Consider the following 22,408-nt stretch of genomic DNA (forward strand, 5'->3'; position numbering starts at 1 on the left):
GGTCAACCCCCCACGAGGTGCATCGGCGCCCACTGCGGGGCGGCGTTGAGCCACAGCGGGTCGAAGCCCGCCCGGCGCAGGGCCGCGGCGTCGGTGGGCGCGGTGAGCGGTACCGCGCGCGGGTCCTCGCCGCGCGGGCCGAACACCGTGTTGGTGGCCGGGCGTCCGTTCTCCCCCATGCCGGCCATCTGCAGGACGTGCGAGACGAAACGGTGCCGGCGTCCGCCGATGCCGCTCTCGTCGATCATCCGGACGAACACGAGGTAGTCGACAGCGTTCGCGGCGAGTCGGTAGGCGAGGCGGTCGCTCATGTGTTGGCCGTATTCCAGGCAGAGTTCGGCGATCCGGTCGAAGATCATGTGCGGCTCGCGGACGTGGAGGGTGCACATGGAGCCGCCCTCGCCGTTGGTCATCACGCGCAGCATCGGCACGATCTCGCTGGAGCGGACCTCGCCGACGATCATCCGGGAGAGGGTCATCCGCAGCGCCGGGGGGATCATGTCGCCGATGGTGATCTCACCGGACGAGCGGCCGTCGGTGCCGCGCTCGCCGTTGCCCTCCCGGGCCTCGAACGCGATCACCTGTTCGAGGTGGCCGAGTTCGTGCAGGAACAGCTCGTACTCGCTCTCCAACGTGCCCACCCGCTCGCTCGCCGGGATCTCCCGGGCGAGGGCACGCAGCAGCGAGGTCTTCCCCACGCCCTGGGTGCCGCAGATGATCACGTTCTTCTTGGCCCGGATCAGGGCGCCGAGGAAGCGGGCCAGGACGGGTTCGAGGGTGCCCCAGGCGACCAGGTCGTCCAGGGTGACTGTCTTGACCCGGTGGCGGCGAATGGTCACGCAGGTGTGCTGGGTGACCTCGATGACGGCCTGCAGACGCGAACCGTCGGGCAGGCGCAGCGCCAGGAACGGCGAGGACGTGGACAACGTGCGCTCACCCGCGCCACTGCGGCGGGCGAGATTGCGCAGCAGCTCGCGCAGTTCCTCGTCGGACGCGGTCAACGGCGCGACCCTGCGACGGGGGCGGTCCGCGTAATCCACCCACACCGTCTCGAAGCCGTTGATCAGGATGTTCTCGACCGCGTCGTCGTTGAGGTAGGGCTCCAGCGGGCCGGCGCGGAAGAGCCAGTCGAAGACGGCGCGGGTGTAGGCGCGGTCCTCGACGGGGGTGGTGGCGGTGCCGCGTTCGCGCGCGGTCACGTCCGCCCATTCGGCGACGACCTGGGCGATCAGCGCGCGTCCGCGTTGTTCGCGGTCCGCCTCGGGCAGGCCGGGGCGGGCGCGGTCCTGTTCGTGCAGGCGTTCGGCGGCGCGTTCGCGCAGGACGCGGACGGCGGCCAGGTCCAGGACCACTTGGGGGGCGGCGGCGCCGAGGGCGGGGCCGGTGGCGGTGCCGCCGGCGTTGCTGTTCGCGGTGGCGGCGCGAGGGGTCGCGACGGGGCCGGTGGGGAGTTGCATCGTCCACGCGGCGGCGGTGATCCGGGCCGGCGGCGAAGCGGGCGTTTGGGTCTGCGGCGCCGGCGCTGCGGGTGCTGCGGGCGCGCCTGCGGGTGCGGGCGGCTGCGGCGTGTCTTCGGGGGTGGGCCGGTGATGCAGGGGAGAGGCGTTACCCAACACGATATTGCTCCCCCGATCCCGATCCCAGTCCCGGTCCGGGCCCGCTCCCGGGTACCCACAGACGCACCTGGCGGGCCCGGGCGTGCGAGAGGATCTCGTCCGCCCCGGAGGCGATCTGGCGCATCAGCCGCGAACGCATGGCCCGCTTGTCCACCTCGCCTCGACCGTCCGACAGCGCCTCCGCGGTACGCGTTTCGTACGGCAGGGACATCAGCAACGGCAGGCCCAACAGCTTGGCGATCTCGCCCGCCGGGTAGTCCGGGCCCTCCACGACGGCCAGTCCCAGCGCGTCCGCGCCGGTGCCGTTCGCGTCCAGATCCCGACGCAGCGCCTCGACGCGCACCCGGGCCGCGGTGGCCGAACGCAGCGTCCCGCGCACGACGACCAGGACCACGTCGGCCTTGCGGGCCAGGACGGCGGAGGAGCCCAATGTGCCCGAGCGGCCCAGGTCCACGACCACGTCGTGCGGCATGTCCGGGCCCTCGAGCCAGGCGAGCAGGCGCGCGAGGGGCTCCCAGGTGTGCGCGAGCGAGGCCGCCTGGGCGAAGTCGGCGAGACCCGGCAGGAGCAGCCGGTTGCGTTCGCCGCCGGTGAGGTCGATCAGCTGCTGGAAGAAGAACTCGTCCAACTTGCCCTGCCGGTGGGCCAGTCCGAGCTGGTGCAGGCCGTACTGCGCCGACACTCGTCCGCGCAGCGCGCCGGCCAGGACGGCGCCGCCGTCCGGGTCGGCCTCGATCAGCACCACCCGCAGGCCCGCGCGCAGCGGCCACGACAGGGTCAGGCCCAGCGCGGTCGTGGTGGCGCCGGGCGCGCCCACTCCCCCGACCACCGCCACCACCGTCACGGCTTGGCTCCCGGCTGCAGGACCACCAGCGCGACGAGTTCGGTCGAGGCGCGCGCGGCGACCGTCGCGGCGTCGCCCTTGGGCACGGCGACGTCGACCACCACACGCCCGGACTGGTCGGGGCTGCCAACCGCGAACACGGTCGCGGCGACGGTGGCGGGCGGCGTCAGCGCCTGGCCCTTGCTCGCGTCGGACTTACCGGGCGTGGACACCACCCAGACCTTGCGGCCCGGCTGCAACGGCGTGGTCGGCAACTGCCCCGGCGTCAGGGCCATTCCCACCAGGATCTCGTCCGGTTGCAGCAACGGCGCGTCGGTGACCTGCCCGCGCGACAACAACGTGTCCGGACGCAGTTCCACCGCGGCGCGCTTGCCCACCACCGAACGCTTGTCCTTCACGGAAACCGTCTGCACGCCGCCGCCGACCGACACCATCACGGTACGCACGTCCGCGTCCGTGACCACCGCCCCGTAGGGCACGGCCCGCGCCACGGCCAACGCCTCGACCCGCTTGTCCTTCGCGGTGAACAACGCGGCCCCGCCGACCCCGCCGACCGCGACCAACGCCACCGCCAGGGCCATCACCCCCGGCCGACGCCGCCGTTGCCCCAGCCCCTTGGGCGGCGTCACCAACGAGGCCTCCGGCGCCGCCCCGTCCCCGGCATCACGAGACCGACGCGCCGTCGCGGATTTCACGCACACTCCCCCTATATCCCGATACACACCATCGGCGACCGAACGGGGGCATAAAGAATTCCCCCGTCGGACAAGCCAACATACTGTTCCGGCCAACAGGACGCGATCGTTCTGTGACGCAATCCCCACCCCCGGTAGGTGCGCCCGACGACCGGCTTGTGACACGCGGGAAGAAAAGCCCTCCACCACCCACATTCACCCCGAAGCCCCGAAACCGTGCCAGGCCACCGAATCCCCCGCGCCCCGAACTCCCGTCGCAGGCAGGGCAGTCCGCTTCCCCACGACGCACACGACCACCACACCGCGATCCTCCGTGATCAACAAACGGGGCCACACCGAGCAAATCCGGCCCGAGAGCACGTAATCGGCCACATTGTCGATCGAATGACGGGACCAGCACCCGAGCGATGAATACATCCACTGCAGGAAGACAATTGCGACACGCCTGTGTGGGTGATCCGAAAACGATCTCACCGCCGGCACCCTCGCAAACGTGACACGGGCCGGAGCTTCGAGAGCCAGTACCCCACGGGGACGGGATCCCCACAAGAACCCCACCGCGCTTGCCCGATGCGAGCCGTCTGGTCCAGAAAGGGGAGAATGACCCCGTAGTCGAAAACCACCCACTGGACCATCACCTGGACCGGCGGCGGACAAACCGGCACCCTCACCACCACCATCAACAACATCCGCACCGGCGAAATGCAAACACTCACCTGCTGAACACCACACCACACCGCACCACAACCACCGCCGACGAACCCGCCCACAGCCAGAAACAACCAAAACCACGCCGACCGCGAGGCACCATGCGCGATACAGGCAAACTCCTTGCCGCAATCGCCCTTCCGAGGACACGAAACGGTAACGCCCGACCAAACCTGCAGGTCAGGAAGGGAAGTCCCCACGCGAGTGGGGGTGAGCCGTCCCCGATGCGGTGCCGATGTCCATGATTCTCGAAGTCCCCACGCGAGTGGGGGTGAGCCGCATTGCTCTCGGCATAACTTGCTCCGGCTCGGCGAAGTCCCCACGCGAGTGGGGGTGAGCCGATGGCCGACGAGATGGCCCGGTACGTGATCGAGAAGTCCCCACGCGAGTGGGGGTGAGCCGTCCGTCGCGTGCTTGTCACGGGCGGTCTGGAGGAAGTCCCCACGCGAGTGGGGGTGAGCCGTACGGCATGCGCACCCGGTGGCGCACGGTGCCGAAGTCCCCACGCGAGTGGGGGTGAGCCGCTGGGAGCCGTACGCCATCACGGGCGGTACTCGAAGTCCCCACGCAGATGGACGTAAGCCGACGTCGCGTCCGGGACTTGAGCGGAAGTCCCCACGCAGGCGGCGCAAGTCCGACCCACCCCGCCGATCCGACGCCGCCTACCCCTTCGGCAGCGTTATCCCCAGCTCCCGCATCGCCTCCGACGGCGGACCACCCTCCGACCGCTCCGTCTTGTACCCGGGCACCCGCGGCTCGAGCGTGCGCGGATCCACCGCCTCCGACGGCGCCCCCGACACGTATGCCCCGTCCGGCACCCGATCACGATCGTGCGGCGCCAGCCAAAAGACCCGCCGCCGATACGTCCCCGACGCCGGCGAGCTCCTCGCCCCCGGCCCCAGCAACGCGTACCCCACCATCCGCCCGTCCCGATGGAACGCCGGGACCCCGGTGCGGCGCGGCAGGCGGTCCAGCACCTGGCGCACGTAGTCCAGCCCCGTCGGGTCCTCGAGCCACACGATGTCGATCTCGTGGGCGATCTGCTTGGCCGTGATCAGAGCACTCACGACGTCTCCTCGTGCTCGCCGAGCAAGCCGATGCCCGGGTAGTACTTGCGCTGATTGGACGTCATCATCTGCCTCGGCGACGAGAGACCGACCGCTTCCCGGATCCTCACCGCGAACGCCCTCGCGGAAACCGGCGTCGCGTCCTCGAAGCCGCACCACGTCTTGTACGCCGCGTACAAACCGGTCTGCTCCGCCCGCATCGTGGTCCCCATCCGGCACCGCTCCGCGACGAAACGACCGATGTGGTCCTCGGTCTCCGCGTACGCGTGCGTGGCCACCCGCACCCGCGGCGGCCCGGTCAGGTCCCGGTCGCTCCCCAGATACCGACGCGCCCCGTCCACCAACCAGGCCAGGATCCCCGGCCCTTCCTCGGACACCAGCACCTGCGCGAGGTTGTCGACCCGCTGCTCGTCCGCAACCACCCGCTCGAACGGGATCAACCGCATCCGCCGCCAGAACGCGAAACCGCCGGTGCCCACCTCCGGCCGGTGGTTGCCCAACAGCCAGAGCTTGTGGGTGGGTTCGAAGCTGAAGAAGTCCTGCCGCATCCGGCGCGCCTTGAGCCGATCACCACCGGTCAGGAGCTTGAACCGCGCCTCGTCGAACCGATCGCCGGGCTTGAGCTCGGAACACACGATCACCCGCCGCCCGTGCAGCTCGGCCAGGTCGGTGGGATGCCCCTCGAACGGCTTCGCCATCAGGAAACCCGGCGGCGCCGCGTCCGCGTAGTCGCCCAACAACGTGACCAAGACGTCGAGCAGAACGCTCTTGCCGTTCTTGCCCAGCCCGTACAGGAACGGCATGATCTGCCCGCCGACATCCCCGGTGACCGAATATCCCAGCAACAGGTGCAGGAAGTCGATCATCTCCGCGCCCTCGGCATCGTCGCCGAAGGTATCGGTGAGGAACCGGTTCCAGCGCGGCGTGGCCATCACCCGCGGCGCCACCGTGCACGAGCGCGAATGACGGTGCTTCTCCGGGTCCGGCGCCACCACGGCCCCGGTGTGCAGGTCGACGATGCCGCCGGGCGTGCACAACGCGTACGGCTCCGAGTCCAGATGCTCGGCCTTGAGCACCATGCCCGGCGCCGCCTGCGCCTGCATCAGCATCGCCTTGAGACCGGACGTGGACAACGACCGACGCCGATGCCGGCGCAGATCCGCGTCCGTGTATCTGCCCTCGGCGTCCGTGACGGCCAGTGTCTCGGCCATGTCGCCGGCCGCCCACAACACCCCGTCGTCCTCGTCCAGTTGCCAGCGGTGGCTGTCCCACCGATACCAACCCAGGCCTGGGACGTGCCGGAAGTCCCGCCCGTACAACGCGACGAACGACTTAGCGTTCCCCCGGTCGCTGAGCGAGTCGGGCACCAGGCCGCGCGCCGTCACCGTGCCGGGCAACACCCCCTGCGTGGCGCCTCCCTGAGCGGGGACCGACGCCGACTGCTGGGCCAGGATCTGCGCGGCGACCGCCGCCGCGTCGAAACCGCCCTGCGGAGCGCCGTTCACGGGCGACCCCCCAGGCGCAACGGCCGTACGACGCCGGCAGCCATGCCGGCGCGGATCGTGGCCAGGGACCGCTGCTCGTGCCCGGGACGGGCGTACCGCGCGGCGTCCAGCAACAGCCGCTCGCCCTCGCCCGACGCGAGGTGACCGGCCGCGACCAGACCACCGACGGTGAACGCCGCCCGATTGAGCTTCTCGTTGAACCCGGCGCCGAACGCGGTCGCGGCGCAGTCCGCCACCTCCTGCACCGCCTTCGCCAACACCCGCGCCGCGGCCTCGCGATGACCCCCCGCAGCGGCGACCGCCTCCCGGGCCCGCGAGGGCACAGCCGCGGGCACCGGTGTCGCGGCGGGGCGGTCGGCGTGCCCGGTCCGCTCCAACTCGAGGGCCAGCCACGTCGGGAGCAACGCCGGGACACGACACGACCCCACCGGCGTGTACGTACCCGCGTGGGTAACCGTCCCGGGCGCGACGATGTACCCGCCGCCCGCACGGACGTCGACCTGCCACGCGAGCGCGCGCCCCGTGCTCGACCCGGTCGAACACAGCCAGCGCCGCGACGGTGGCGTGCGATACCAGACGTGCAAACCCCCGGACGGCGTCCGCACGCGCAACGTGTCCACGTCGGCCGCCGGATCCGGAGCGCCACGCAGCGCCGCGAGCAACGCCAGGGTGTGGAAACCCGTGGCCAGCCCCGTCAGGTCCACGTCGTCGCCGATCGCGATACCGGGCAGGAGTCGATCACGCGCCGGCACGGACGGCCCGTGGGCGTCGACGTCGATCACAACCAGGTTCGCCGGCCCGCACGCCACCGCCACCCCCAGCCGCGAGTCGCTCCCCCACCAGGAGCGGATCCGCTCGGGATCGAGCGTGGCCGCGTGGAAGCCGTGACACCACCGACCCGCCGGAACGCACGGACAGTCCACGTGGCTGTGACCCGGCGCGTGACAGGCCGCGCAGTTGGCCGGCGGAGTCTTGCGCCGCGGCGCAAGGGGATGCACCGGCCAACCCGAACGCGCACACCAGCGCGCCACGCTCAACCCGTCCGGCGCAGCCGACCCGTCGGCACCCCGCTCGGCCGTCACACTCCCACCACCCTCCGAGGGAACCGGCGCAGCGACCGAAGCCCTCGCCCGACGACCCGCGCAGCGCCCGAACGGACCCGCCGACACCACGCCGGCGGTCCCGGACATTCGGCCGGAGGGTGTCGGGCATCCACCCGTTCCCCGCCGCGGGCTGCGCCTGTCGATCGAGATCCATCCTTCAGTCGCTGAACGAAAGTGCAGGTCAGAGCAGTGAACGGGATCGAAAGCGACTGAAGCGACTCACATCCCGATATTGCTGCGACACGACAGGCTAGCGGACCGCTTCCCCCGAGACCCCACCTCGGTTCCCCCGCGTGTCAGCGACCGAGCGACCGAAGGGGCAGCGACTGAGCCGCTTCGGTCGCTGCTTTGGTCGCTGACGAAAAACCGCAGGTCAGAACATGTACAACCACAAAAACAGCGACTGAAGCGACTGAAGGTCCGTATCTATGACGCGCACACGCACACGCGCCAATGTCGTCATAATGCAAAAGTTGAGTCGCTTCAGTCGCTGATCGCCCACGACGAGCTCTCTGACCTGCGGTTTCGCACAGCGACCGAAGCAGCGACCGAAGCTCGCCGGTCGCTTCACACCCCGGATCGCTCGGTCGCTGAGCCGCCGGACGCGTACCGATCCGCGATTTTCGCCGCCGACACGGTCGCTGGACTCGGGAAGTTCGGTCGCTTCAGTCGCTTCGGTCGCTCGTCGTTGATCGCTGCAGCGACCGAGGACACCACGAACACGCGCATCGATCCACCATCCGGCGGCTTCATCGCTCCATCTTCGTCACCCGATATGGAAACCTCGGTCGCTTCGGTCGCTGCCGCAAGGCCTCCGGCTCCCCACACCGGAGACGGCCCACCGCCCCCCACCCCGCCACATGTCCACCACCGACAAAGCGCGCGGTGCCCGAAAGCAGGACGACGAACAACAACCACACCGAGGGAACCCGCTCACGCTCACCGCCCCGAGATCGCGCCCGCCCACGCGGCGATGCACCCGCCACCCCTCAACACCGCCCACCACCACGCGCCCACGCCCGCCCCGGACCACGAACGCCCCCGTCGAACTCGCCGACCACATAGAGCGTGCCAACCGGGAAGGACGCGCCGTGGTCCTGGACCGCAACCACGAACTCGTCTACAGCGACCGGGAAGAGATCGGCCGCAACACCACCATCCCCAGGAACGACCCACCGCTGCCCGCCCACGGAGCCCCACCCTCCGGCCCGCCGCGCGACCAGCCCCAAAAGGACGGCTACGACCCCGGCAGCGGAGTCGACAACGGATCGACGGTCAGTTGACACCCCAGCACACGACGCGACACCGCGCCATCCCCACCGCCCTCGCCCTCCTGACGAGCCTCCTCCTGGCCCTGCTCACCGGATGCGGCGACGCCTCGGCCCGCGTCGGCGTCGAAATCGACGGCAAGGCCTACGACCGACTCGCCAACGGCATCAAGGACCTGGGCGAACACGACCGCGAGGGCGCCCTCCGCGACCTGACCACCTTCGCCTGGGACCAACGTCTACGTCTTCTTCGAAGGCGCCTCCAAGAAGGACATCGAACCCGCCACCGGCGACCGGATCGACCTCCCCGACGGCATCAGCGCCAGCGGCTCCGACTACTACTCCGGCGCCGGAGCCCTGTTCGTCTTCACCCACACCAAACACGCCACCCGCGCCTTCGCCGTCCCCTGGGGCGGCATCACCGAAGGCGGCGGCCCCTGGCACGCCACCGCCCGCCTGATCCCCGGCAACCCCGGATCCCTCACCGTCCAGGCCTGAACCCACCATCCACGCTCGCCGGCCGCACCGGCAGCCGACGCCCGGCACCGAATCACCCACCCCCCGGTCAGCCGCCCGAACCCGCGTCGCCCCGGCGCACCCAAGCAACCGACCCACCGGGCTCGCCCGCCGCATCCGCAGCAGCCGTAATCGAGGACACCGGCGGGACCGACCATGCGGTGCTCCCCATTGCCGGCAAGTGGACGGTCGCTGCCCCACCTTCATGAGCAACCTCGGCCCGGGAGCCCTCTCCGAGGCTCCTGACGCCGAACCCGACCTCGTGGCCGAGATCCTCAGCGTTCGATAGCTCGACCCGGGAGATGCAGCCACCATACCGACGGCCCGCGACAGGCCTCTCGTCGTGTGCCGACAGCGCGCCCGGCTATGTGCCCGCCGCGGCGCTGCGGCCCCGGACCGACCATCGCCCGGCCACGGGTGGCCCGGGGCGGTCGCGACGACGAACCCCCGGGCCTCGGACCACGGTTCCGCAGCGACGATCGTCCGTGGCGGGTCGTCGACCCTGACACGTCGCGAGCGACGGGCCAATTCACGCAGGCGCGTACATGCGCCGGCAGGCGACACACCCGAGAACGTGTCGCCTGCCGGCGGGTTACCCCCGACATGCTCCGAGCGGACAACGCCGGCGACAGCACCCCCGCAACCGTTCGGGCCCTCGGCCGACACCCCGGTGTCGTGTCGCACCGCACCCCGCCCGCCGACACGACACGGGTCCGGCCGTCGCGAACACACGCCACATCACATGAACTTCACCCGGAATCCCGTCACCCAGCCGGTCCTGCGACAACGCGCACGCGACGCGGACAGCGGACCACGACCCGACTCGGCGCCACCCGACACGGTTCGACGCAGATACCCGACACGACCCCGCGCGCCACGACAGGCACCGACACACCTGTCGGCATCCCCGGACACGACACCCGCCACCTGTCGGGCGACACGACACCCCCGACACCCCAACACCCGCCACGTGTCGGCCGACATGACACCCCCGACACCCGCCATGTCGCCCGATACACGTCGCCCGAACCGACCCTCCCGACACGGCGACCATCGCGATCGCGTCCGGACACGAGAACCAACGTGAGGCGTCGGATCGACCAACCCCGCCCGACCGAGCCCGAATCGGGGCGCGTCCCGAGATGCGACGGCACGGTTTCGGCGAAGACCACACACGCGATGTCACACGCCGGCGCTCCCGGACACCTCCTGCGGATATGCACACACAGGAATCCGCAACCTGGCCCTGAGGCGCGGGAGTCCGCACACACGATGTCTTGACACCGGACCACCCGGCCGGGCGACACGCCGACCGGCGAGTTGTCCCGTGTTCGCGCACCGAGCCCCCCGAAGGGACTAGGGTTCCCATGAAACTCCCGTGAGTAACGGAAGGCTCACCACGACATGAAGAAGCCCCCTGCCAGGAGGTGCAACTCCCCGGGGGCGCGGCCGACTACACCTAAGAGAGAACGTCGACATGAATGAGAGTACCGGCAGACACCCCCCGATGCACAAGAGCCCGCCAGTGACACGCCGCGCTTCCTCAGCGCTTGATGTCCGGCGGGCCGTGCTGTTGCAGGTTCGCGTCTGCTCCCTCTCGTCAGAGGGGGCGGTCGTGATCTAACTCTTTCGAGCGGAGTCTCCCAGCACGGAGACGGTCCGCTCTTTCTGCTATCCGCAACCTGCCAGGGTCGCGGGTCGCCTTCGTACGGCCTCTCTCAGTTCCACCCGAGAGGACCGACGCCCGTCGCTGCCCGGCTACCACACCGGTCACGTGTCGGGCGTGAACCCATTTTTGCGAAGTCCCGCTCTACCCAGAGCACATACGGGGCTTCTGCATGCCCTCACGAGGAGGTCCTGCGTGCCCGAGTCTATGCATACTCGTGGCGCCGCGCACGCTCTGGTTCGACTTCGTTCGCGTGTCGCGCACTATAAAAAGCCGCATACCCCACAATTCCGGGCTTCTTTGGGGGGGGCGCGCGGGTGGATGCCCGTCGTCGAGTGGGCCGTTCGTGTCCGGCTGCACCCGCGCCTGAACGCCACGAGCCTGATCCTGGCCCGCGCGTTGTGCGAATACGCGGACCACGACGACGGCCGCGACATCCGCCCCGGCCACGCACGTCTGATGACCGCAACGGGCCTGTCCCTGCCCAGCGTCCGCCGACACCTGCGGTGGCTGCGCGAGGCGGACCTGCTCGAACACGTCGCCCGGGGGACCCGCTGCCCGGGCGGCGTGCGCCTCGCGGCCGAGTACGCGGCCATCATCCCCGCCGCCTGGGACGAACGGGAACTCGCCCGCCTGGAGGCGCTGTACGCCCTCGAAGCCGCTCCCTCCCCCACCGACGAAGCAACCTCTCCCCCGCCACCCGCGGGCGACGTCCCGGCGTCCGCGACACCGATCGGTGCGCCCTGCACGGATACCCCACCAAACCCCTCTCCCGACCCTGGTACCGATACCTGCGTTGACGATGGGCTCAACCGCGCGGGCACGCACGGGCGTACGCGCGAAGCGGCCGCAACTCCCCGCCCCCGCCGGGAAGGACGACGACCCGCCCCTCGCCCGGGCACCCGACGCTGGAGGCGCTGGGAACTCGCACGCCAGGTCCGTTCCCGGGTCGTACTCGTCGCCCGCGAGCGGATCGGCCGGCTGGCGTCGGCACTGCGCGACGTCGCGGACCGGGGCTGGACCGCCGAGGACGTCGTCGCCTGGCTGATCGTCTCCCCACTGCCCCTGCTGGTGCTGTTCCCCGTCGCCTGGCTCCGAGCCCGTCTGGAGGGCGCGACCGCGCTGTGGCCCGAACCCCCGTCCGTCGCACAGGCAGCAGCGAGCCAGCGGCGGGACGACCTGCGGCTGAGGCAACAACGCGAACTCCGCGCGCGCCTGGCCGCCGACCGGGAGGCCGCCGTGGCGACCGAGGACCGACGGGAGGACTTCGCGCCCGTACGTGTCGCCATCAGAGCACGCGCGTCCGCGTGGGCTGCCGCGGTTCGCGCCGGGGGAGTACGTCGGACCGTATCGGCGAACCCCGCCCGACGAGGAGGTGGACGCTCCGAGTACACCGTGGCCGAACCCCGCTGGCGAGAGCCCGAACGGACGTTCCGCGCGGCCCTGCCCGTCGAGTCGACGACCCCGGGCGAGACCAGAAGCGACACCGTGCACGCCGCAGCGGTCGCCCGCGCCCGCGCGGCCCGAGTTGCGAAACCGGCCCCGATGCCCATTACGGCGTAATAAGCCGCGCCACCCCGGGAGTACCGGCCGCACCACCCCGAACAGGCACCCACGCCAGGCTCATTACGGCGTAATGGCATCACTCCTTCGGCGGCCTCCGAGACACGGCTGATCGGGCGCTTTATTGCGGCGTAATGACGCGGCTCGGACAAAAGGCCGAGCCCCTCCGCCATGGTGGGCCTTCCACATGGCATAGTTCGTCCCGCTCACGCCCGCACCCAAGGCGTGCAGGGCACCGGGGAATCAGACCGAAAGGGCAGTACCCGTGGCAAGAGTTCATGTTCTGCTGAACCAAAAGGGCGGGGTCGGCAAGTCCACCCTGACCGTCAACCTCGCGGCCGTCACCGCCGACGTGCTGAGCCGGCCCAATATGGACGTCCCGCCGGTCCTCGCCGTCAGCATCGACCCGCAGGGATCCACCACCTGGTGGGCCGAACGCGTCGGCGACGAGCTGCCGTTCGACTTCGTCCAGGCCCACCGCGAACCACAACAACTCGCGCGGCTGAAGGAAATCGGCGGCTACCAGCACATTTTCGTCGACACCCCCGGCTGGCTGGGCCCCGACTCCACCAACTACGAGCCCGGGCCCGGCGGCGACCCGCTCGGCGACGGGCGCGCCGGAGCCGCCCTGCGCGCGGTCCTGTCGGCCGCCGACGACGTCATCGTGCCGATCGAGCCGGAAGGCATGTCCTTCCTCCCGACCGCCAACACGATCGAGAACATCGTCAAGCCCCGCGGACTCCCCTACACCGTCGTCGTCAACAACTGGGATCCCCGCGACGGCCTCGCCGACCTCGAGGACACCCGCACGTTCGTCGACAGCCAGGGCTGGTGGCGCACCCAGACGGTGGTCCGCCACTACAAGATCCACGCCAAGGCCGCCGCCGAGAGCCGCGTCGTCACCCAGTACCCCCGCAACAGGATCTCCCTCGAGGCCCGCGAGGACTTCTACCGCCTCGCCCTCGAACTGGGTTTGGGCGGCGCCACCCGACGCCTCGACGAGATCGCCGCGAGCGCATGAGCGTGTCCAAACGCCAACGCTCCCTGGCGACACTCCTGCCGCCCAAGACGGGGGAGGGGGCCACGCCCCTCCCACCGACACCGGCCACCGCCGCCGAGGCCCTCGCGGCCCCGCCCGTCACGGACCCGACGCCCCCCACACCCGAGGGCGCCCCGTTCGCGATCCCGCTGACCCACCTCGCCTACAACCCCGCCAACCCCCGCGAGACACTCGGCGACGTCGCGGACCTGGCCGACAGCATCCTGGAGAAAGGACAACTCCAGGCCGCCGCCGTGGTTACTCTCGGCGCCTACCGCGAGGCCAATCCCGACCTTGACCACGCCTTCGCACCCGACGTGCGCTACATCGTCGTCGACGGCAACCGACGCCTCCTCGCGGCGGAACGGGCCGGACTCGCCACGCTCAACAGTGTGGTCGACGACACCCTGGCCACCAGCGCGGTCGAGATCCTCGAATCCGCACTGGTCGCGAACATCCACCGCAAGGCCTTCGCCCCCCTCGAGGAGGCCAAGGCCGTCCAGGAACTCCTGGACATCCACGGCTCCCAGGACAAGGTCGCCAAGCGGCTCTCCAAGTCCCAGGGATGGGTCTCGCAGCGCATCGCGCTCCTCGGCCTCCTCCCCGAGTTGCAGAACCTGCTCCGCAACGGCGAACTCAAGGTCGAGGACGCCCGCAAGATCGGACGCATGGCGCCCGACAAGCAAGCGGACGCCGCCCGGACCGCCCAGGATCATTACGGCGTAATGAAACCGAAGGCGACCCCACCGGAACGCACCGACGCCGCGCCGGCGGCGCCGCAGCCCCGGACGGACCACTCCAGGGTCATTCGACTCGGCCCGCCCGCCGACCTGGCGGCGTCCCTGCAACAGCACTTGTCGGCGGAGGACTTGGAGAAGCTCGTCGAGCTCCTGCTTACCCGCGTCGCGCGCTGACCCGCACAACCCACTCAGCCCGCCCGACCCGCCGGGGCTCTTCTCATTACGCCGTAATGAGAAGAGCCCCGGTTCGTGTGGCCCGGACCCCGTCACCGCGGCTCATTACGCCGTAATGGATCCCGGCAATCGGGGGAGTGGGGGGAGAGGGCTGCAGCCAGAGAGGAGGCGTCCCCACTGCCCGCTCTCCCGACGTCGCCGCCAACTCGACTCCCGGCCATGTCGAGACGTCGAACGGGCGGCCAGGCCTTCGCGCGTCGGATCTTCATTACGCCGTAATGAAGTACCGCGCGGGGGCTCGTCCTCGTTGCTCATTACGCCGTAATGAAGACGCGGCCCCGGGGAGCGGATCGCGGCCCCACGAGAGTCGTCCGCCGAGTCATTACGGCGTAATGACTCCCCCTCACGATCGCCGCCGACTCGCTCCGCGCCTTCGGATCCCCACCCGTCATTACGGCGTAATGAAGGCCGGATCAACCACTTTCGCCCGGCAGGGACCGGCGTCATTACGCCGTAATGACGGGTGGGCAAGGTCTGGGCCGGCCTCAGGCAAGGATGTAAAGCCGCAGGTCAAAGCCATAGGCATCGATCGCATCGGCGTATTTGAAACCCCAGCCCGGGCAGCGGAGTCGTAATAACAGAAGGCTGTGATGGAGCGAGTGGTACATCCCGCGACGAACCTCAACACCCCATCGGACGTCCCGTCCGACCGGCGCGGCAGCACCCCAAGGAGCCGAGTGGGCCACATAAAGTGCTGTGACATGACCCCTCGCGCCCGCGATCTCGTCGACGGATTCATCACGGATCTGCGCGAGCGCCACAGGGACGGGACGATCGGCACCGCCACGCTCCGGCAGCGCGTCACCTTCCTCGAAGACCTCCTTGCCTACGTCGAGCACGAGCACGCAGCCAACACCCCCGCCCCCGCCGCGACGCTCTTCGATCCCCCGACGTACCAGGCCTGGCTCGACGCCGTCGCCCAAGGCCACCGGCGCCGGCGAGCCACCTCCGCCGGTGACCGTCGCGGATCCACCGCGACCATTCGCGCCGCCGCGGCCTCCCTGCGCGCCCTCGCCGGCTGGGCCGACGTCCCGCTGGAGACCACGCCCCACCCCCGCCAACCCGCCCGCGCCCACCTCGACACGGACCACCTGCACCACCGCACGACACTCCTGGAAGGCCCACGCCCTCACCGCGTTACTCCCGCCCTCTGGGGACGCCCCCGCGCCCTCGTCCGCGTCGTCATCGACACCGGAGCCCGCGTCGGCGAAATCGCCGCCATGACGGTCCACGACCTCGACGACCACCTCACCCGAGCCCACATCATCCCCAGACCCCCGGGTGCCGGCGCACCCGAACCACCCCACACCGCACCCCTGGACCCCCGAACCACCCGCGCCCTCCGCGTCTGGACCCTGGAGCGCACCCGCTTGACGACCGCACTCGAGGGCGGCCCGGTGCACGCCCTGTGGGTCACCACGGTCCCCCACCGCGCCGGCGGCCCCCTACGCCCAGCCGGACTCCCCATCGGTGCCCGGGCCCTGGAAGGCGCCTGGGAACGCGTCCGCTTCGCCCTGACCGAAGCCCGAGCAGGCCGCTACGATCCGTCCCCTCCGCCGGACCTGCTCACGGACTGGCGGCCCGCCCCACGGAACTGACCCGCCCTCAAGGCCTCAGACACCAGACGCTGTAGCAGCTCAAACGACCCGCCCGAGTGAACCGGCGCCCTTGTTGCGCCGAGCACCTCAAGTGACTCACGACCCGCTTCAGGAGCTTGCGCAACATGCGAGACCCGAGAGGCCACTTCTGGCGAGGAAAACGACTACGGCTGATCACAGGGATGACCGCGAACCTTGGCTCCGTAAGTGAGAGCGTGGACGAGAGGCCAGCGCTGCTTGAGGAGGGTTCCCTTGATGAAAGAGGCTGCTCAGCGGATACAGGAAGGTCACCTGCCTCAATTGCTCGATTTCATCACGAAATGGCAATGTCATAGAGAACGCGCAGGTCGGGAAGGGAAGTCCCCACGCAGGTGGGGGTGAGCCGCGGGAGCGTCATGAGTTCGATCGCGTTGTTGGGAAGTCTCCACGCAGGTGGGGGTGAGCCGATCGCAACCTTCGCGCGGGAATCCGTCAGCAGGAAGTCCCCACGCAGGTGGGGGTGGGCCGCGCGTAGCCGGCGCGGGCAGGGCGGCGCCGGGAAGTCCCCACGCAGGCGCGGGTGAGCCGCCTGGCGACGATGGGGACGGCTAGGTGCCTCGGAACCCCCGCGACGCGCGTGGGAGGAGTCGGCCATCTTGTCGTGTCCGTTTCTTCGCAGTGGAGACCCCACGGAGGGGGTGGCGGGGTGGGCTTGCCGGTGTCGGCGGGTGCGCTTACCCCTGCCCGCCGGGGAGACCGACACCGGGTTGCCAAGGAGCGTGAGGTGTCGACCGAGGCGACACGCGTGTCGCCTCGTGTGGGCCGGCGCCGACATCGCGCCCCCATGCGCCGGCAAGAACGGAATGTTGCATCGAATGGCCCGACACTCCAGGTCCGAAGCTGCGCGGACCCGACACCGTTGTCGTCTCCGTTTCGGGAGTCCTGGCGACATCCGACCTGGGCGGCCTGCGTGGCGACTGTCGTCAGCTTGTGTCGGCCGCCACGTCCGACACCGGTTGAGCGCGTATCGCGGGGTTGATCGACGCCTGTGGCCGTCGCGGTCGGCCGCCCCGCGCTGCTCGCGGTACACGTACGTACGATGCTCCGTCCCGGCCGTGGCCTCCGGAGCGACATCGTCCATGACGGCGGCGGCACCTGCTCGCGGTCGGACGCGGTCATGAGCGCGGCGAGTTCGCCCTCGATGGGCCCGCGTGAGAATCCTCGACGATGTCGCCGGTTCAGCCTGCCCGACACCCGACATGTCGGGAAGTCCCCGCGGCGGGCCTGTCGGCTCACCTCCCCTGTCGCCTCGTGTCGGGTAACCCGACATGTCGTGTCGGGTGGATCGGCGTGGGCGGCGTGTCGGCCGACACGCCCGTGTCGCCTCGTCTCCGGCCGGGCCGTGTCGGGTGGCGTCGGCCTCCGGCAACCCGACACGTGTGTCGGCGGATTCGCACGGCGAGCATGTCGGCCGACACGCTGCTGTCGCCTCGTGTCCGGCCCCCGCCCACGTCACCACGGAGAACACCGGCCATCCACGCGTCACAACCCACACCGGAAGCGCACCTCTCCGCACGACGGGAGCGATGGGAGCTACGGGAGGAACGACGTGAGCGGGCGCGATCATGGCCGACGGTAGGACGAAAACGTCGAAGAGCATCCAGATCCGCCTCGGCGTGAACGCCAGTGTCCACGGTGTCGATCCCGCCGACGACAACCTTGTGGCCATCCTGCGCGCGTACGACTTCCGGCCGCGTCCGGACGATCCGCACGTATGGGAGCCCTCGCCGGGACGGTCGAACGCCGCGCTGCTCTCCATGGAGACGATCCTCCGAGCAAGAACCGATTACGTCGTCGCCCTCCAGGAGATGCCCGAGGATCCCACTCGGCTCCCGAGCTCCGACCAGTCGGCTGCCACGACGAGGCCCGATCCGCCGGCCGCCACCTCGGACGGCGGTCCGACGGGCCCCACTCCGGAGTCCCCCACACGCCCGGACCCCGTCCCGCCTCGCTCCGACGACATCACGCCGCTCCTCGACGACAGCGACCTGCGGCCCACCACCCAACAGTCCCGCACCGATACTCGTCCGGTCCCCCAACCGCCGAACGCGCTGTCCGCGGAGCCGGAGCCGATACCCGCGACACCGCCCCGGGTACCGGCCGGCGCGAACGGACCCCCCGACGACACCCGACACCCGAACCCCATCTCCCCCGACCCGGCGTCGAACCCCGGTCGAACCCTGGACCCCAGCGGGTCGAACCGCGCGCCCGGCCGACCCGAACCCAAGCCCTACGCCACTCCCCGCCAAGCCCACACCCAGGCCCGGAAGATCGACGCAGCCGCCCGCGCGTGGCAGGCCCACGACGACGGCCGCTTTCCCACCTCGGAAGACCTTCGCGAACTCCGGGAAGCCGTCATCACCGCACACCGCGCCACCTGGGTTGCGCACGGCGTCCATCTCGGCGATCCCGCCGACAACACGGACACCCCCGCCGTCTCCCCCGACCAACTTCGCATCGTCGCGGCATACATCCACACCCTGGCCACCCACATCCAGACCCTGGGCCGAGCACTCGACGCCCGAGAACAGGCCCCCGAACGCGCCGCCCTCCGTGACCTACGGGACCTCACCCACCGGCACCAGGAAGCCGTATATGCCACCATCCGGCACCTCGACACGGACAGTCCGCGAACCACCGGATGGGCACAAGCCCACACCACGCCGCCGACCCGGGCCACACCGGCCACCACCGGGGCCCTCACCGAGAACACCGCCGTCACGGGGCCCGCCGCCGTCCAACCGACCAACACCCAACCGCCCCGCCAACCGGCAACCCGCACCGACCCACCCACACCCCCGCACCCGAAAACCGAGTACGACCACTGGCACACCATCACACTCCCACCCGCCCGCAGACGCCGTCACGCTCGCAACGGCAACCGAGACTCCATCCACACCCGGAACCACAAAGCACTCATCGCAGCCTGGCGCACCGCCAACGCCCCCCGCGTCCCACCCCAAACCACCAGCCAACACATCCGCGATCTGCGCGACCAAGGCGACCGCCACACCGCCGTCTCCCGAGCCGCCGCGAAACTCGCCGCCGCGCCCCAACGCCGGATCGAACGTGAGGCCCTGCACGAACTCCGCGTCGCCGCGGAACTCCACGCCCGCCATCTCTACCGCCGCGCCGACGCCCTCGCCCCGCCGCGCCCCCGACTGCGACTGCCCGCCGTACGCTTCCCCCTCACCGCACGCGGCCCCCGCCAACGACCCGATCCCGAGACCCTCCTGATCCGCGTCGCCGAGGCGGAGGGAAACGCTCGACAAGGAATCGCCGGCCGCGACATCCGCGCCAAGGCACACCTGCACACCACCGGTCCCGAACACGACCGCCTCGTACACGACATCCGCGCGGAGCACGCCGCCGCACACCAGGTCATGCGGGACGTCCGCGATCGCACCTGGTGGCACCGGGCCGACCCGGGGCAGATCGCCGCCGTCTGGCAACGCGCCGTCGAATGGTCCGCCCACCACGACGTCCTCGCCGCCGGCATCCTGCGCGAAATGCGCGGGCGCATCAGCCAGCACCACGGCGTGCAACTCCCCACCCCACCGGTCAACGGCATCAACCTCAACGCCGCTCTCGACCGCGGCCACCCCGCCCCCGCCGAAGGTCCCACCGCCCGCTGGACCTACACCGTCCGCGACCCCCTCCTCCACACCCGCCCCCTCGACCAGGGCGAACACGCCGCCCTCGCCCGCGACACCCCACACACCGTCGGCCGCCGCGTCCTCGCCGACCTCGCCGCCCGAGGCGCCGACCCCGACGCCCTCGCCCGCGCCGTCGTCGAGATCGTCCCCGCCGACCGGCCCGACGCCAAGCCCGTCGTCGTCACCGCCGCGCAGGTCCGCGAGATCGGCCGTGACCAGGCGGGCCGCGACCGCGCCGAACGCGACCTCGCCCAAGACGCGGCCGCCCTCAAGTCCTCCCTGGACAACCGGTGGTGGGAGGACGCCCGCCCGGTCGAGGTCGGCTGGATGTGGCGCGCCGTCCAGGACTGGGAACGCGGACCCGCCCGCACCGACGCACTCGCCTTCCTCACCGACCGCGTCCAGGCCACCTTCGGCGTCACCCTCGACCCCGACACCCCCGCCGTCCTGGTCACCGAACGCGTCCGCGAGCACGCCCCCGCGCCCCTGGACACCACCGGCGCCCCCGAACGCGCCGTGGCCGCCCACGCCGCCCACCTCTTCGACCGCGCCAACCGCATCGAGGCCCGCGTCGCCGCCGGGAACATCCCCACCGACGACGCCCCCGCACAGCTCCAACAGGCCCGCTCCCACCGCCTGCGCGCCCGCCACCTGGCCGGCCTGGCGAGCGACCCCGACGAGGCGCGCCACCTGCTCGGCGCCGCCCGACCCCCGGCCATCGACATCGACCGCTTCCACCAGGACATCGCCGCCGAATACCGCCGAGCCTGGGGACGCCCCCTCACCGACGACGAGTCGGTCCAACTCCGCTCGATCCTCGAGCGCGGAACGGCGAACAGCGGTACGAACACCACCGAAGACACGGCACAACCCGTCGCGACACCACCCGTCCCACCGCAGTCGGACGTCCCTGCCCCGGCGAAGTCGGACGTCCCCGCGAAGAACTCCGGCCCCCCCGAATCGACCACCGGGGAACCGGAGCGTCGCGAACAACCGCCCCGAGCAAGCGAACCCGCGCCCCGGGAGCCCGCAACCCGGGAGCCCGCACCGGAAACGGCCAAGCCGAGACCCGCAACCGAATCGATCGAGCCCGCCCTTCAACAGCGGACGTCCGAACCGCGGGCGGCCCGGCCAAGGCCCGGCCGCAGAACCATCTCGATGGTCCGTCTCGCCCTGCAAACCGCAGACGACGCGCTGGCCGCAGCACCGAGCACCCGCCCCCGCCGTCCGCGCGTCGAGGACATGACCGCTCCGGCCACCCGAGGCCTCCCCGAGACATCGGTGCCCTGGTTGAACCAGTGAACGTCCCAGCCCGGGCTTCGCGAACCACGCCGCAGGAAGCGTTGATTCGTACCCGGCCGAGCCCATTCACCGGCGTGCCGTCGGCCGGGACCCACACCCGCCCCACGTGCGGACTCATGCGACGGCGGACAACCAAGCGCCAACCGGCGCAGGCAAACGGTGTCCGCGAAAGAAACCTCGGCCCCGAAAAGCCCTACAAGGACAGACCCGGATCCGGCCGCTGCGCGACATCGCCGGAGGCAGGCGACACCCCACGCTCCCGGTGGCCTGAGGGCTCCTCCAACGCGGTGCCGCTCCGATCCAACGCTTCCGCAACCCGGCCCAGCCTCCCGCCTCGATCCGCACCGAGACGCTCGCGCAGGACACGAACATCCACGAGATCACGTGGCCTACCGGTCGCCTCCTTCGTCGTGATCAGATCGCGGATATCGGCGACCGTGATCCGCAGACCGTCGACGTCGAGAACACGCGCCCGGCCGATCAGGCCGTCGTACCCCTCGGGGAGCCCGGTGGGCGCGAGCAGGACATCCACCCGACCCCGAGCGGTGTACAGGTGGAGGAACGGATTGGCCTCGAACAACTCCGGCGTCAGGGGCCGCCGTTGCGCGTGGATCTCGTGGGCGTCGGCGTAATGGACGACACGGGCGTCCAACGCCCGCAAGGCGGTCGCGAGGTTCTCCAGGTTGTCCGTACGTCGATCGGGGACGATGTCGATGTCCATCGTGAGCCGGTCCGGAACGGCGTACACCACCATCGCGTAGCCACCGACCAGGACGTACCGCACGTCGTGGTCCTGCAGCACGCGCAGGAGCGCCTCCGGATCGAGGTGCGTATCGGGCCACTCGTCGTCCGGGGGCGTGGTCACAGGTCCGGGATCTGCTCGTGGCCGGCGGCGGCGAGTTTCGCGGCGAACGCGTCCAGACGCGCCCGCCCCTCGCGGACACGATCCTCGCCCTGAGCGGCCAGGACACGTTCGAAGCCGGCGTCGATCCGCAACTCGTCCACCTCGTCGACGGTCTCGCCCCTCGCAGCCGATTCATCGTGTTCGCTCATGACCCCATCGTCCCACTCCCGCGTGCCCGCACGGGCGAAGGCGGCCCTTACGAGCGGCCCGGCCCCGATGAATGAACCCTCGTTCACCGTGCGGCCCCGGGCCGGCCCACCACCGAGCCGCGACGACCACACACGCCTCGAAGCACCACCGGCGCACCTCGCCCAGGCCTGCCCACCCCTTGCCCAACCCACCGTC

At 70.7% G+C, this 22,408-nt stretch carries 14 protein-coding genes and 1 CRISPR repeat array; of the genes, 6 read left to right on the top strand and 8 right to left on the bottom strand.

The features are described from left to right. Window positions 1-2 precede the first annotated feature (2 nt). From ACIBSV_RS36960 to ACIBSV_RS36985, 6 genes are all read right to left on the bottom strand, one after another. On the bottom strand, window positions 3-1,616 hold the full coding sequence (locus ACIBSV_RS36960) for a CpaF family protein (protein ID WP_395871032.1): 1,614 nt from the start codon (window positions 1,614-1,616) through the stop codon (window positions 3-5). Further along, window positions 1,606-2,460: a MinD/ParA family protein gene (locus ACIBSV_RS36965; RefSeq protein WP_395871034.1), complete on the bottom strand. Its 855-nt coding sequence runs from the start codon at window positions 2,458-2,460 to the stop codon at window positions 1,606-1,608. Before ACIBSV_RS36965 ends, ACIBSV_RS36960 begins: the two co-directional genes overlap by 11 nt. Further along, window positions 2,457-3,089 carry an SAF domain-containing protein gene (locus tag ACIBSV_RS36970; RefSeq protein ID WP_395871036.1) on the bottom strand — a complete coding sequence of 211 codons (633 nt, stop codon included), beginning with the start codon at window positions 3,087-3,089 and terminating at the stop codon, window positions 2,457-2,459. The genes ACIBSV_RS36965 and ACIBSV_RS36970 overlap by 4 nt, the downstream gene beginning before the upstream one ends. A gap of 963 nt (window positions 3,090-4,052) precedes the next feature. Next, window positions 4,053-4,500: direct repeats of the CRISPR family, unit length 29 nt; unit sequence GAAGTCCCCACGCGAGTGGGGGTGAGCCG. A 25-nt stretch (window positions 4,501-4,525) separates the two neighbouring features. After that, a complete protein-coding gene (locus ACIBSV_RS36975) occupies window positions 4,526-4,930 on the bottom strand; it encodes a DUF6009 family protein (protein ID WP_395871038.1) in 405 nt (134 codons plus the stop codon). Next, window positions 4,927-6,435 carry a phage/plasmid primase, P4 family gene (locus tag ACIBSV_RS36980; RefSeq protein ID WP_395871040.1) on the bottom strand — a complete coding sequence of 503 codons (1,509 nt, stop codon included), beginning with the start codon at window positions 6,433-6,435 and terminating at the stop codon, window positions 4,927-4,929. The genes ACIBSV_RS36975 and ACIBSV_RS36980 overlap by 4 nt, the downstream gene beginning before the upstream one ends. Continuing rightward, window positions 6,432-7,466 (bottom strand): bifunctional DNA primase/polymerase, encoded by a 1,035-nt coding sequence (locus tag ACIBSV_RS36985; protein ID WP_395871280.1) that lies wholly within the window; start codon window positions 7,464-7,466, stop codon window positions 6,432-6,434. Before ACIBSV_RS36985 ends, ACIBSV_RS36980 begins: the two co-directional genes overlap by 4 nt. Window positions 7,467-8,629: 1,163 nt before the next feature. Here ACIBSV_RS36985 and ACIBSV_RS36990 point away from each other — a divergent pair. The 6 genes from ACIBSV_RS36990 to ACIBSV_RS37015 all read left to right on the top strand — a co-directional run bounded on the left by ACIBSV_RS36990 (window position 8,630) and on the right by ACIBSV_RS37015 (window position 21,159). Next, entirely contained in the window at window positions 8,630-8,821 is a 192-nt protein-coding gene (locus tag ACIBSV_RS36990) for a hypothetical protein (protein ID WP_395871042.1), read from the top strand. Window positions 8,822-11,309: 2,488 nt separating this feature from the next. Then, on the top strand, window positions 11,310-12,551 hold the full coding sequence (locus tag ACIBSV_RS36995; protein ID WP_395871044.1) for a hypothetical protein: 1,242 nt from the start codon (window positions 11,310-11,312) through the stop codon (window positions 12,549-12,551). 265 nt (window positions 12,552-12,816) lie between these two features. Next, window positions 12,817-13,572 (top strand): AAA family ATPase, encoded by a 756-nt coding sequence (locus ACIBSV_RS37000; RefSeq protein WP_395871046.1) that lies wholly within the window; start codon window positions 12,817-12,819, stop codon window positions 13,570-13,572. Beyond that, window positions 13,569-14,504, top strand: coding sequence for a ParB/RepB/Spo0J family partition protein (locus tag ACIBSV_RS37005; protein ID WP_395871048.1), 936 nt, complete (start codon window positions 13,569-13,571; stop codon window positions 14,502-14,504). The genes ACIBSV_RS37000 and ACIBSV_RS37005 overlap by 4 nt, the downstream gene beginning before the upstream one ends. A 761-nt stretch (window positions 14,505-15,265) precedes the next feature. Continuing rightward, window positions 15,266-16,162: a hypothetical protein gene (locus ACIBSV_RS37010; RefSeq protein ID WP_395871050.1), complete on the top strand. Its 897-nt coding sequence runs from the start codon at window positions 15,266-15,268 to the stop codon at window positions 16,160-16,162. Window positions 16,163-17,817: 1,655 nt separating this feature from the next. Next, window positions 17,818-21,159, top strand: coding sequence for a hypothetical protein (locus tag ACIBSV_RS37015; RefSeq protein WP_395871052.1), 3,342 nt, complete (start codon window positions 17,818-17,820; stop codon window positions 21,157-21,159). Window positions 21,160-21,352: 193 nt separating this feature from the next. Here ACIBSV_RS37015 and ACIBSV_RS37020 read toward each other — a convergent pair whose 3' ends face one another. Both ACIBSV_RS37020 and ACIBSV_RS37025 read right to left on the bottom strand, forming a co-directional pair. Further along, window positions 21,353-22,024 carry a nucleotidyl transferase AbiEii/AbiGii toxin family protein gene (locus ACIBSV_RS37020; protein WP_395871054.1) on the bottom strand — a complete coding sequence of 224 codons (672 nt, stop codon included), beginning with the start codon at window positions 22,022-22,024 and terminating at the stop codon, window positions 21,353-21,355. After that, window positions 22,021-22,212 carry a hypothetical protein gene (locus tag ACIBSV_RS37025; RefSeq protein WP_395871056.1) on the bottom strand — a complete coding sequence of 64 codons (192 nt, stop codon included), beginning with the start codon at window positions 22,210-22,212 and terminating at the stop codon, window positions 22,021-22,023. Before ACIBSV_RS37025 ends, ACIBSV_RS37020 begins: the two co-directional genes overlap by 4 nt. Window positions 22,213-22,408 lie beyond the last annotated feature (196 nt).

Origin of the sequence: Embleya sp. NPDC050154, from assembly GCF_044460165.1 — a bacterium.
GTDB lineage: Bacteria > Actinomycetota > Actinomycetes > Streptomycetales > Streptomycetaceae > Embleya.

What these genes read in the sequence shown, in the direction of transcription:
- ACIBSV_RS37025 (WP_395871056.1), bottom strand. Translation starts at nt 22,212, where the DNA reads ATGAGCGAACACGATGAATCGGCTGCGAGGGGCGAGACCGTCGACGAG.
- ACIBSV_RS36995 (WP_395871044.1), top strand. Translation starts at nt 11,310, where the DNA reads ATGCCCGTCGTCGAGTGGGCCGTTCGTGTCCGGCTGCACCCGCGCCTG.
- ACIBSV_RS37005 (WP_395871048.1), top strand. Translation starts at nt 13,569, where the DNA reads ATGAGCGTGTCCAAACGCCAACGCTCCCTGGCGACACTCCTGCCGCCC.
- ACIBSV_RS37010 (WP_395871050.1), top strand. Translation starts at nt 15,266, where the DNA reads ATGACCCCTCGCGCCCGCGATCTCGTCGACGGATTCATCACGGATCTG.